Here is an 11,520-nt window from a genome sequence, read left to right on the forward strand (position 1 = left end):
GCAAGCGGTTGCCAGCGGCGCGCGATGGGTATAGGGACCCGCCAGACAAGACAGGTTCCCATGAAAATCACTCCCGACCGTTTCCGGCTGGCCGTCCAGGCGGCCTTCACCCTCCTCTCCCTGTACGCGGGCTACCGCTTCATCCTCTTCCTGAACTGGGCCTCGGGCCGTTCGGACGCGTTCGTGCCCAAGCCCGGCGCGGTGGAGGGATTTTTGCCCATCAGCGCGCTGCTGGGCTTCCGGCGGCTGGTCTCGTCCGGCTTCTGGGACCGCGCCCATCCGGCAGGGCTGGCCGTGTTCCTGGCCGCCCTGATCATGGCCTTCCTGTTCCGCAAGGGGTTCTGCGGCTACGTCTGTCCGGTGGGTTTCCTGTCCGGGCTGCTGGAGCGGGCCGGGCGCAGGCTCGGCATGGCCCGGATCCCGCCCCGCCGGGTCGACCTCGCCCTGCATGTCTTCAAATACCTCGGCATGGGCGGCTTCGTGTTCGCGGTCTTCGCCATGGGCCCGCGCTCGCTGGAGTCCTTCCTGCGCAGCCCGTTCAACATGACCTCGGACGCGCGCATGCTCGACTTCTTCCTGCACCCGTCCGGCATGGCCCTGGCCGTGCTCGCGGCCCTGGCCCTGCTCAGCCTCATCGTGCGCAACTTCTGGTGCCGGTACCTCTGCCCCTACGGCGCGCTGCTCGGGCTCTTCGCCTGGTTCGGGCCGGTCCGCGTCAAGCGCGACCGGGACGCCTGCGTCCACTGCGGCAAATGTTCGGCCAGTTGCCCGGCGGGCATCCCGGTGGAAAAGAAGGACGCGGTGCTCAGCCCGGAGTGCATCGGCTGCGGCCGGTGCGTCGGGGCCTGCCCGGTCGAGGGGTGCCTCGGCTTCCGGGCGCTGGGCAGGCGCATTCCGTGGCAGACCGTGGCCGTGGGCGCCGTGCTGGTGCTGCTGATCGCCAGGGTCTGGGCCGGGTACGCAGGGGTCTGGGACAACCCCCTGCCGCCGGACATGCTCAAGCGTGTCTACCAGGCGGGCGCGGGGCTGATGTAGCGCCTACTCCGCGCAGTCCACGCAATAGGCCGTCTCGGGCATGGCCTTGAGCCGGGCCATGGGGATGGGTTCGCCGCAATCCAGGCACAGGCCGAACTCCTCGTCCTCGTCCACCCGCTTGAGGGCCTCCTCCAGGCGGGCCAGCCGGACCCGGGCCTTGGACAGTTGCGCCTCGGCCACGGACTGGTTGACGATGGTGTCCATGCGCGAAATACGCCCGATGGCGTTGTCCGGGGCCACGGGCTTGACCAGCTCCTCCAGCCGGGGAATCTCGGCCTTGAGCGCGTCCATTTCCTCTTCGGCGAACCGCTTGAATTCCTTCTTCTGTGCCTCGGTCACGCGAGCCTCCCCAGCCGCTGCATGGCGTCCTCCAGAACATCCATCTCCTTGGCGAAGCAGAACCGCGCCAGGGTCTCACCCACCGGGCCGGAATAGAAGGCCGAGCCCGGCACGCAGGCCACGCCGGTCTTTTCCAGCAGGTACAGGGCGCGCTCCTTGGCCGTGGCGCCGGGCAGCCCGGTCACGTCGGCCAGGGTGTAGTAGGCCCCGTCCGGGACGTGCGGGGTCAGCCCCACCGAGCGCAGGGCGTCGCAGAAACGGTCCCGCTTCATCTGGTGGTCGTCGGACACGCCTTGGTAATAGTCCGGGCCGAGTTCCTCCAGGCCCTTGGCCGCGCCGACCTGCAAGGGCGCGGGCGCGCAGACGTAGACCAGGTCGCTGAAGTGGCCGATGGCCAGGGCCCATTCCGGGTCGCACAGGGCGTAGCCCAGCCGCCAGCCGGTGATGGCGAAGACCTTGGACAGCCCCGAGATGGTGATGGTCCTCTTGGCCATGCCCGGCAGGGTGGCGGGGGCGATGTGTTGCTTTCCGTCAAAGACGAAGTGCTCGTAGATCTCGTCGGTGAAGACGAACAGGTCGTGGGACTCGGCGAAATCGGCGATGAGCTCAAGCTCCCCGCGATCAAAGACCTTGCCCGCGGGATTGGACGGGGTGTTCAGGACGATGGCCCGCGTCCTCGCGGTCACGGCCCGCTCCAGGTCCTCGGCAACGAAGCCCCACTCGGGCGGCTGAAGGGTGACGTAGACCGGCTTGATGCCGAGCGAGACCATGGTCACGATGTGATAGCCGTAGTACGGCTCGAAGACCAGGACCTCGTCGCCCTCGTCGAGCAGGGCCAGGCAGGCGGCGTAGAACGCGCCCGTGGCCCCGCAGGACACGACCACCTGGTTGTCCGGGTCCAGGTCCATGCCGGTGAACCTGCGCTGCTTGGCCGCGATGGCCCCGCGCAGCCTGGGCAGGCCGTCGAAGCGGGTGTAGATGTTGGTGCCCGCGCGCATGGCCTGCTCCGCGCCCTCGATGACCGGGGCGGGGACGGGCAGGTCGCACACGCCCTGGGCCAGGTTCACGCCGGACACGCGGGCGCACTCCAGGGTCATGTTGCGGATTTCGGACTGGGCCACAAGCGGTCTGCGCTTGCTCATTTTCAGCGACATGGGGTACTCTCGGGGTGAAAAGGGTAATACATAACAATAAGGACAGACCATATATGAGTTTACTGCGGAATAAAACCCTGGTCCTGACCGGGGCGTCCATGGGCATAGGCGAAGCCCTGGCCGAGGAACTGGCCGGAGAGGGCGTGAGCCTCGTTCTCGGCGCACGCACGAGGGACAAGCTGCTGGCGGTGCGCGACCGCTGCCGCGCGCTCGGCGTGCGCGCGGAGTGCGTGGCCGGCGACGCGGCCGACGATGCGGTGGCGGCCCAACTCGTGGACACGGCCCTGAAACTGGGCGATTTCCATGGCTTCATCCACGCCGCCGGAGTGCTCGCGCCCGGCCCGGCCGTGTGGGAGCTTTCCGCCGAGCGCTTCCGTGAGGTGGTGGACGGCTCCCTGGTCGCGGCCCACCAGCTCATGCGCCACGCCGTGCCCCGGTTGCTGGAGCGCGGCGAGGGGATGGCCGTGTTCTTCGGGTCCGGGGCCGCACAGCGGCCCCAGACCGGCATCGGGGCGTACTGCGCGGCCAAGGCCGGCGAGGAGCACCTGGCCCGCCAACTGGCCAACGAGGCCCCGGCGATCACCACCGTCATCTGGCGGCCCGGCGTGGTCGAGACGCGCATGCAGGCCGACGCCCGCACGGCCGTGGGCTCGGCCGCCGCGCCCCTGCGGGAACTGTTCGCCTCCTGGTGCCGGGACGGCCTGCTCCTGACCCCGAAGCAATCCGCGCGCGGCCTGGTGGACTTCCTCCAGGGGGATCCGCGCGCATACCACGGCAAGGTCGCGGACATCCGGAAGATTTGACCCCCCCCATAAGGGGGGGCTATGGTTGTTTCGCTCTGAGCTGCCGACAAGGAGTTCCCGGTGCAACGCCCGTCGCCCCCGGCCCTTCGCCCTGCGGCCCCTTTTCTGCATCCCGTCGTGGGCCGCTTTCCTATCCGCCTGGGTTCACCCCCTTTTCCCGGTTTCCGTCCCTGCACGGTCCCTTGCCCGACACCCCCGCGCACGCACCGCGCCTCCCTTCCTCCCGCCGTTCCCGGCGACCCCGCCGAACAGTTCGAAAACCGGATGTCCGCGCCGTGGCGCATCGGCATCCGGGATGCCGATCTTCCAACCCGATCGAGGACAACGTGATGCAAATATTCCGCACGCCCCTCGGGGCACCCCTTTCTCCCTGCCTGCTCCTGCTGCTCCTGTCGTCTCTCCCGCTCTGGGGCTGCGGCCCGAACACACAGCCCCCGCTCACGGCCGAGGAGGCCGACAAGTTCGTGCACGATAACCGGCTCGTTCAGGAGCGCGGCCAGGAGTTCCGGCAATCCCTCGGGATCATGGACCTTCGGGAGCTCGACAAGACCGTGGGGCGAGCCAAGCAGGCCAAGATCATGGAACTGGGTTGGAGCCCGGACCGCTACCGGTACGTGTTCAATCTCTTCCTCAATGCCCTGCGCATGGAAGGCTACCGGAAATCCCTGGCCCGCCTCGAAAGGGAGATGGGCAGGCCCGCCTCCGCCTCCAAGCTCGAACAGGTACGCAACACGTACGACTACATGGAGAAGAGCATGCGCGAGCTGGGCAAGCGGATCGAGGAGACCACCACCATCCCGGAGCGGACTTACGTCCACGAACGCCTGGGTTCGCTGTCGGAGCCGTTCGACGAGAGCGCCCCGACCTTTCACTGGATCGAATGACGCGCCCGGCCCGCGAACCGGGTAAAAACCGGCCCGGGTTGACGCTGGGCGCACATCCTCCTATAGCCTGTAATACGGCTAACCCCTTTCAAGGAGAATCCCATGAGAGTCCTCGCTTCCGCACTGCTTTCCCTGCTCGTCCTGGGCATGTTCGCCGCCTGCTCCGGCAACGAGACGGCCGACGATCCCAAGCTGTCCGACCAGGGCAAGGAGGTGGTCAAGGCCGTGGGCGGTCCCTTCACCGCCGACGAGTTCCGGAAATTTCTCGATGACCTGCCGAAGATCCCCGGCCTGACGAAGTCCGCGCAGGGCGCGAGCGACGCCTCGGGCGCGGCCATGAACACGGCGGTGCGGAACGCGATCAAGGACCAGGGATGGGACGAGGACCGTTTCCTGTACATATACAGCCACGCCATGACCATGGTGAACCTGGACCAGATGCAGCGCATGACGGACCAGATGCAGGCCCAGTTCAAGGACATGCCCGACGACCAGCGCAAGGCCATGGAGCAGATGCTCTCCAAGCAGATCGGCGGCCAGTTGAACGACGTGCAGGCCGACGTGGACAAGCAGGTCCCGGCCTCGGAGCAGGCCATTGTCCGCGACAACATGGATAAGCTCATGCGCGTCATGGGCATACGGTAGACGGCCATGACCGACCTGCTTTCGATCTGGGGATTGTCCGCGGGCCGACAGCGCACGGACATCATCCTGCCCGGCAGCCCGGAGCGCTGCCTGTCGCGCCGCGCCGTGGAGGACGGACAGGGCCGCGTGTGGATGCTCGAAACCCTGCGGCCGGGCCAGTTCGACCGCCGCGAGCGCATCGGCCGCGCCCTGGACCGGCTGTCCCGCGCCGGGCTGCCCGTGCCCGCCTACCTGGCCGGGCCGGACGGCCGCTACGTGGTCGAGTCCGAGGGGCAGTATCTCCAGCTCTCCCCGTTCATCCCCGGCGACCCCCTGCCCCAGCCCGAATTCATCGAGGACGATGTGCGCGGTGAGAGCCTGGGCAAGTTTCTCTGCCGGCTGCGCGAAATCGCGGGCACGGTCCACGAGTTCGACGACGAGCCGCCCTTCCTCCTGGAGGGGTACGTCAACGAGCTCATGGCCGCCATGGCCGGACGCAGGCCGGACCTGCACCGGGCCCTGATTCCGGTCTTGCCCGTCCTGACGCCGCTCTTCGAGGCCTGGGGGAGCCTGCCGTCGGTCTTCTCCCACGGCGACTTCCACCCCCTGAACGTCATCTGGCACGGCCGGTCCGCCGTGGCCGTCATCGACTGGGAGTTCGCGGGCCTCCGGCCCTGCCTGTTCGACGCGGCCAACTGCCTGGGCTGCGTGGGCATCGAGGACCCGCCCGCCCTGGTGCGCGGCCTGGCCCCGGCCATGCTCCGGGCCATGCGCCGCGGCCTGTGCCTGGACCGGACCTCCCTGGCGCTGCTGCCCGAACTGATCCTCGGCCTGCGCTTCGCCTGGATGTCCGAATGGCTCCGCCGCAAGGACGAGGAGATGGCTCGGATCGAGGTCAGCTACATGCGCCTGCTGGCCAACTCCCTGGACACCCTGCTCCCGGCATGGGAAAAACTGCTCGGAGAGTGATGCGCTTCATCAATACCTACGCCCGATTGCCCGAGTCCTTCTTCGAACGGATCGCCCCCGAACCCGTGGCCGCCCCGGCTCTCATCCGCCTGAACCGCGACCTGGCCGCGCGCCTGGAGCTCGACCTGCCGGACGACGACGCGGACCTGGCCGCGGTCTTCACCGGCAACCGGCTCCTGCCCGGCGCCGAGCCCATTGCCCAGGCCTACGCGGGGCATCAGTTCGGCCAGTTCGTGCCCCAGCTCGGCGACGGCCGCGCCCACCTGCTCGGCGAGGTGAAGAACGCGGCGGGCGAGCGGTTCGACATCCAGCTCAAGGGCTCGGGCCGGACCCGGTTCTCGCGCGGCGGCGACGGCCGCGCCCCGCTCGGGCCGGTCATCCGCGAGTACGTGGTCAGCGAGGCCATGCATGCCCTCGGCGTGCCGACCACCCGCGCCCTGGCCATGGCGGCCACGGGCCAGCCCGTGTTCCGCGAGGACGAACTGCCCGGCGCGGTCATCACCCGTGTGGCCTCGGGCTTCGTGCGCGTGGGCACCTTCGAATATTTCGCGGCCCGGCGCATGGAGGACGAGCTGCGCACCCTGGCCGACCACGTCATCGAGCGCAACCACCCGGCCGCACGGGAGGCCGGCAACCCGTACCTGGCCCTGTTCGAAGCCGTGTGTGCGGCCCAGGCCGACCTGATGGCCCGGTGGCTCTGTCTCGGCTTTGTGCACGGGGTCATGAACACGGACAACACCGCCGTGAGCGGCGAGACCATCGACTACGGACCGTGCGCCTTCCTGGACCACTACGACCCGGCCATGGTCTTCAGTTCCATCGACCACATGGGGCGCTACGCCTTCAACCAGCAGCCCACGATCATGGCCTGGAACCTGGCCTGCCTGGGCGGCTGCCTCCTGCCCCTGCTCGATCCGGACGAGGCCACGGCCCGCGAGGCCGGGGATGCGGTCCTGGAGCGGTTCATACCGGACTTCACCGGCCATTACCGCCGGAGGTTGTGCCGCAAGATCGGCCTGCCCGCCGACGACGACGCCTTTTCCCTGGCCCGGCGGCTTCTGGACCTCATGCGCCGCAGCCGAGCCGACTTCACCAACGCCTTCCGCGCCCTGTGCGACGCCCAGACGGCCCCGGCCCCCTTCTCCGCCCTGTTCGCCACCGCCGAGGAGATCGCCACCTGGCTCAACGACTGGCTCGCGCTGCTGGACCGGACCGGCTCGGCACCCGCCGCCCGGGAGACCATGCGCGCGGCCAACCCGGCCTTCATCCCGCGCAATCACCGTATCGAGGCGGCCATCCGAGCGGCCATGGGGGGCGACTTCGCGCCCGTCCACCGGCTGATCGACGTCCTCGCGCACCCCTTCGACGACCAGCCCGAACACGCCGAATTCGCCGCCCCCCCACGTCCCGAGGAACGCGTCACCCAAACCTTCTGCGGCACCTAGCCCGGTTGACAGCCGTGGTCCGGCGCTATAGGCTCGGTGTGTTCACGGCATCCGTGGACCGTAAGCGTTAACGTCAACCAACGCCCAGACAGGACGGATTGCCCGTCCCGGTTTGGGCGTTGGTTTTTTTATTGCTCCCAAACGAGGTTCCCATGCAGTTGCGCTGTGCCGCCGCCTCGGACGAGGCCTGTTTCTGGAGGCTCCCGGTCTCCATCTTTCTCTGTTACCTGACCGTGGGGCTGCCTCTGCCGGTCATCTCCCTGTTCGTGCACCAGCAGCTCGGCCTGAACTCCACCCTGGTGGGCGTGGCCGTGGGCATCCAGTTCCTGGCCACGGTCTCCACGCGCGGCTACGCGGGCCGCACCGCCGACACCCGGGGCGCCAAGCGGACCACCCTGGCCGGGATGTTCTCCTGCGGCGGGGCCGGTCTCTTCTACCTCCTGGCCGCGCTGCTGCCCCTGCCCGTCTGGCCGCGCTACGGCATCCTGCTCATCGGGCGGCTGCTGCTGGGCTACGGGGAGAGCCAGATGCTCACCGGGGTGCTGGTCTGGGGATTCGGTCTGCTCGGCCCGGCCAGGGCGGGCGTGGTCATGTCCTGGAACGGCATGGCCATCTTCGGAGCCCTGGCCGCGGGCGCGCCTTTGGGACTGCTGCTCTACGGACATTTCGGGTTCGCCGCCCTGGGCGTGTCCACCCTGGTCCTGCCGTTCCTGTCCCTGCCCCTGCTCCTGCGCATCCGCGCCACCGAGCCGGTTTCGGGCGAACGGCCGCCGCTCAGAAAGGTCATCGGGCGGGTCTGGCTGCCGTGCACGGCCCTCTTCCTGCAGGGCATCGGGTTCGCGGTCATCGGGACCTTCTCGGCCCTCTATTTCGCGGACAACCACTGGGGACACGCGGGCCTGGCCCTGACCTGCTTCGGCGGGGCCTTCGTCCTGGTGCGCGTGTTCTGGGGCAAGCTGCCCGACACGCTCGGCGGCATCAGGGTCGCCCAGGTCTCCTTCACGGCCGAGGCCCTGGGCCTGCTCCTGCTGTGGCTGGCCCCCCACCCGAGCGTGGCCTTCCTGGGCGCGGTCCTGACAGGCGCGGGCACCTCCCTGCTCTTTCCGGCCCTGGGCGTGGAGGTGGTCAAGATCGTGCCGCCCAACGTCAAGGGCTCGGCCATCGGCGGGTTCGCGGCCTTCCAGGACATCGCCTACGCCGTGGGCGGCCCGGCCACCGGGGCACTGGCCGCCGTGGCGGGCTACCCCTCGGTCTTCCTGGCCGCAGCCGTCAGCGCGGCGCTCGGCCTGGCCGTCACCGAACTCTTTCGCCGATCCATGGCCCGGAAAGCCGCCTAGGGGCCTGCCGCCCGCCGGGCAAGGCGTAGCCGGAGGGTGAAAGGGAGAGGCGGAGTCAATCCTTTTTAGCCTGGGCCGCGGCCTGCCGGTAATAGCTGCCCACGGCCTCAAGCAGGGCATTGGCGGCCAGCCAGGCGCAATGCCGGTCGTCCTCGGGCATGCAGGCCGGGCCGCCCAGCCCTTCCAGCACGGTCTCCCCGGTGATGGCGGCGATCTCCTCGCAGCGCTTGCCCACGGCCAGTTCCGCGGCCATGGAGCCGCTGATGGCGCTGGAGCCGCAGCCGTCGGTGGCGTATCCGGCGTCGACCACGGTGTCTTCCTCTATCTGCAGGTAGATCCAGATGGTATCGCCGCACCCGCCGGTGGACGCGCCCTCATAGTTGGCCCCTGCGGGCTCCCCCCGATACGGCTGGTTGCGCCAGCGCTCGAATCCGGCCTGGCCATAGGCCTCGATGGTCTCTTCGTTGATCTTGTCCTGCAGTTCACTCACGATGTCGTCAAAGCTGGGCATCATCCCGTCCATATGCTGAATGGTTGGCCCGCCATGCCTACCCAAATCCCTCGCCAAAGGTGTTACCAGCCCGGATTCCATTCCACAACCGATAAGACCAACCCAAGCCCTCGACACTCCCCCGGAAAAGCACAAAAAAAGACCCCACCAAACCGGTAGGGTCTCCACAAATTTCTTTCCATCTTGGAGCGATTCGGGTGCCAAGGGCACCCGACAGCGGCTCTCTCCCCCGCACCAGGAATAGGCTTGGGAGAGTGGGTTAGCTGTGCATTTTTCGAGGGCCCGCCTGACCGCAGCGTACCCCAGTACGTGAGGATCAGGCGGGCCCTCGAAAAATGTGCAGATGGCCCGCTATCGCAAGCCGCTTCGGCTAGTCGTCCAATTCAGCCGCCAGGGCGGCGATCTCCTCTCGGATGATCTTGGCCGCCTCGGCCGGGACGAGCTGGGCGATCTCGTCGCGCAGGCGGCGTTCCAACTCCTCGACGCGGCCTTCGAGCTGGCGGACCGTGGCCTGGAGGCTTTCCAGGGTGGGGTCGCCCTCCTCGCGGGTCTCGGCCAGGAGCAGATCCACGTCCGCATCCACGTCCATGCCGGCGTCGGGCGGCATGGCTTCGGCGGCCAGGACCTCGTCCAGGGAGCCCTCGTCCAGGTCCATGACCAGGTCGGCGTCCAGGTCGGCGTCCAGGTCGGCGTCCGACTCCTCGGCGTCCATCACCCCGGTCACGTCCACCTCGACGTTGTCCAGCAGGCTGTCCACGTCCTCGATGTCGTCGTCCTCAAGCTGGTCCAGGCCGGTCAGTTCGGCATCGACCGGGGCTTCGCCCGCGTCGGCGAACACGTTGCCCTCCACGACCGAGGCCTCTTCAAGTTCGATTGGCTCCGGCTCGGGCTCGGGCACAGATTCGGCCTCCGGCATAAATTCGGGCTCCGGTTCGTCCTCGGCCTCGGGCGCGTCCATGATGGCCTCGATATCCTCGGCGGCAACCGCCTCGTCCACCGGCACCTCGGGCTCGGCCTCCTCGGCCATGGCGGCCAGCATGTCGTCGGCCAGGTCCGCGGCCGGATCTTGGACCGATGCCTCGGCCAGGTCTTCGGTCAGGTCCACGGTCACATCTTCGACCGTGTCCTCGGATTCAAGGGAAATATCTTCTTCGGGTCCGGCGGCGGCCTCCTCCTCGATCAGATCGTCGAGATCGATGAGCGGCTCGTCCTCATCCTCCGGGGCTTCGGGGGCCTCGGCGGCTTCCTCGACCAGGTCGTCGAGGTCGATGATCTCCTCGTCCTCGGCGTCCGCCGCTTCGGCGACGTTCTCCTCGGCGATGTCGTCCACCAGGGCCTCGACCTCGGCGGCGCTCTGCGCGGCGGCTTCCGGGGCGGGCTCGTCGCCCGCATCGGCCTCCTCGACCAGCTCGACCACTTCGTCGAGCACGATAAGGTCGTCCTCTCCGGTGCCCTCGTCCGCGGCAGCGGGCTCCTCCACCAGGTCGTCCAGGATCAGCAGGTCCTCGTCGTCCTCGGCGGAGTCGTCCCCGGCGGGTTCCTCCACCACACCGTCCAGGACCAGGAGTTCCTCCTCCGCGACCTCGGCCTCTTCGATGTCGTCCCCGGCGAACTCCACCTGGTCGTCGAGCACGATGGGACCGCCGCTCTCGTCCACGACGGGAGCGTCCTCAAGGTCGTCGGCGAACAGATCTTCGAGCTCCTGCTCGAAATCCGCGTCCACGGTATCGGGGTCGAAGCCCTCGCTGTCCGCAGCGGGTTCGTTCAGCACGTCGCGCACGTCGGCGTCGTCATCTTTGGGAGGCGGTGGAGCCGGGGTCATGGGTACCTCCGGAGGAGTTTAAAAAGGGGGGCCGTATCGCACAGCCCCCCTTGAATTCACCCTAAAGGCTTATTTGGGGTGGCACTGCTTGCAGCTGACCGGGACGTCCTTGCCGGCCTTCTTCTGCACCTTGTGGCAGCCGAGGCAGGAAGCCTGGGACTTCTTGCTGTGGAAGGCGGAATAGAAGCCGGTGGGCTCCTTCTTCGCGGCCTTGCTGGCATCGGAGTGACAGCCTTCGGAAGCACAGCTCTTGGCCTCGGCCGGGGACTTGGCCTTGTGGTGGCAGACCAGGCAATCCAGGCCGCTGTCCACGTGTTTCTTGTGCGGGAAGGTCACGGGCGTTTTGGTCGCTTTGGCGCCGGCGGGGACCTCGATGGTGATGGTGTCTGCGGGCGCAGTGGCCGCAATGACCACGGGCAGGCAGAAGACACACACCAGGGCGGCCACCATCAGGCTGATGATGAGAGATTTCTTCATTTACCTAGTTCCTCCTGTTGCATAAAAGATAAACAGTCACACTCTCTACTATGCGGGATAAATAAGTATCCACCCCCTGTCAAGCGGGGGCTGCCATCGTAGACCCTTGCTTTTACCCGA

12 protein-coding genes are annotated in these 11,520 nt (G+C 68.0%); 7 read left to right on the forward strand and 5 right to left on the reverse strand.

The window, feature by feature from the left end; all coding sequences use genetic code 11:
* Positions 1 to 60 precede the first annotated feature (60 nt).
* The gene (locus V8V93_RS00270) at positions 61 to 1,035 is read left to right on the forward strand and encodes a 4Fe-4S binding protein (protein ID WP_338668341.1); all 975 of its coding nucleotides are present in this window, start codon (positions 61 to 63) and stop codon (positions 1,033 to 1,035) included.
* Positions 1,036 to 1,038: 3 nt separating this feature from the next.
* On the opposite strand, the gene V8V93_RS00275 is transcribed toward V8V93_RS00270, so the two are convergent.
* Both V8V93_RS00275 and V8V93_RS00280 read right to left on the reverse strand, forming a co-directional pair.
* Positions 1,039 to 1,374, reverse strand: a complete 336-nt coding sequence (locus V8V93_RS00275) for a TraR/DksA family transcriptional regulator (protein WP_338668342.1) — start codon at positions 1,372 to 1,374, stop codon at positions 1,039 to 1,041.
* The gene (locus V8V93_RS00280) at positions 1,371 to 2,528 is read right to left on the reverse strand and encodes a pyridoxal phosphate-dependent aminotransferase (protein ID WP_338668343.1); all 1,158 of its coding nucleotides are present in this window, start codon (positions 2,526 to 2,528) and stop codon (positions 1,371 to 1,373) included. The genes V8V93_RS00275 and V8V93_RS00280 overlap by 4 nt, the downstream gene beginning before the upstream one ends.
* A gap of 53 nt (positions 2,529 to 2,581) precedes the next feature.
* Here V8V93_RS00280 and V8V93_RS00285 point away from each other — a divergent pair, with 53 nt between their 5' ends.
* The 6 genes from V8V93_RS00285 (at position 2,582) to V8V93_RS00310 (ending at position 8,590) form a co-directional block, all read left to right on the forward strand.
* Entirely contained in the window at positions 2,582 to 3,331 is a 750-nt protein-coding gene (locus V8V93_RS00285; RefSeq protein WP_338668344.1) for an SDR family NAD(P)-dependent oxidoreductase, read from the forward strand.
* A gap of 329 nt (positions 3,332 to 3,660) precedes the next feature.
* Complete coding sequence (locus V8V93_RS00290; RefSeq protein ID WP_338668345.1) at positions 3,661 to 4,215, forward strand: hypothetical protein; 555 nt, start codon at positions 3,661 to 3,663, stop codon at positions 4,213 to 4,215.
* Positions 4,216 to 4,317: 102 nt separating this feature from the next.
* The gene (locus tag V8V93_RS00295) at positions 4,318 to 4,860 is read left to right on the forward strand and encodes a hypothetical protein (RefSeq protein ID WP_338668346.1); all 543 of its coding nucleotides are present in this window, start codon (positions 4,318 to 4,320) and stop codon (positions 4,858 to 4,860) included.
* A gap of 6 nt (positions 4,861 to 4,866) precedes the next feature.
* On the forward strand, positions 4,867 to 5,808 hold the full coding sequence (locus V8V93_RS00300; RefSeq protein WP_338668347.1) for a phosphotransferase enzyme family protein: 942 nt from the start codon (positions 4,867 to 4,869) through the stop codon (positions 5,806 to 5,808).
* Complete coding sequence (locus V8V93_RS00305) at positions 5,808 to 7,253, forward strand: protein adenylyltransferase SelO (RefSeq protein ID WP_338668348.1); 1,446 nt, start codon at positions 5,808 to 5,810, stop codon at positions 7,251 to 7,253. Before V8V93_RS00300 ends, V8V93_RS00305 begins: the two co-directional genes overlap by 1 nt.
* A 152-nt stretch (positions 7,254 to 7,405) precedes the next feature.
* Positions 7,406 to 8,590 carry an arabinose transporter gene (locus V8V93_RS00310; protein WP_338668349.1) on the forward strand — a complete coding sequence of 395 codons (1,185 nt, stop codon included), beginning with the start codon at positions 7,406 to 7,408 and terminating at the stop codon, positions 8,588 to 8,590.
* Between the two features lie 55 nt (positions 8,591 to 8,645).
* Here V8V93_RS00310 and V8V93_RS00315 read toward each other — a convergent pair whose 3' ends face one another.
* From V8V93_RS00315 to V8V93_RS00325, 3 genes are all read right to left on the reverse strand, one after another.
* Entirely contained in the window at positions 8,646 to 9,080 is a 435-nt protein-coding gene (locus V8V93_RS00315; RefSeq protein WP_338668350.1) for an iron-sulfur cluster assembly scaffold protein, read from the reverse strand.
* A 391-nt stretch (positions 9,081 to 9,471) separates the two neighbouring features.
* Entirely contained in the window at positions 9,472 to 10,923 is a 1,452-nt protein-coding gene (locus V8V93_RS00320; RefSeq protein WP_338668351.1) for a hypothetical protein, read from the reverse strand.
* Between the two features lie 69 nt (positions 10,924 to 10,992).
* Positions 10,993 to 11,400 (reverse strand): cytochrome c3 family protein, encoded by a 408-nt coding sequence (locus tag V8V93_RS00325; protein ID WP_338668352.1) that lies wholly within the window; start codon positions 11,398 to 11,400, stop codon positions 10,993 to 10,995.
* Between the last annotated feature and the right edge of the window lie 120 nt (positions 11,401 to 11,520).

Source organism: Pseudodesulfovibrio sp. 5S69, from assembly GCF_037094465.1.
Taxonomy (GTDB): Bacteria; Desulfobacterota; Desulfovibrionia; order Desulfovibrionales; family Desulfovibrionaceae; genus Pseudodesulfovibrio; species Pseudodesulfovibrio methanolicus.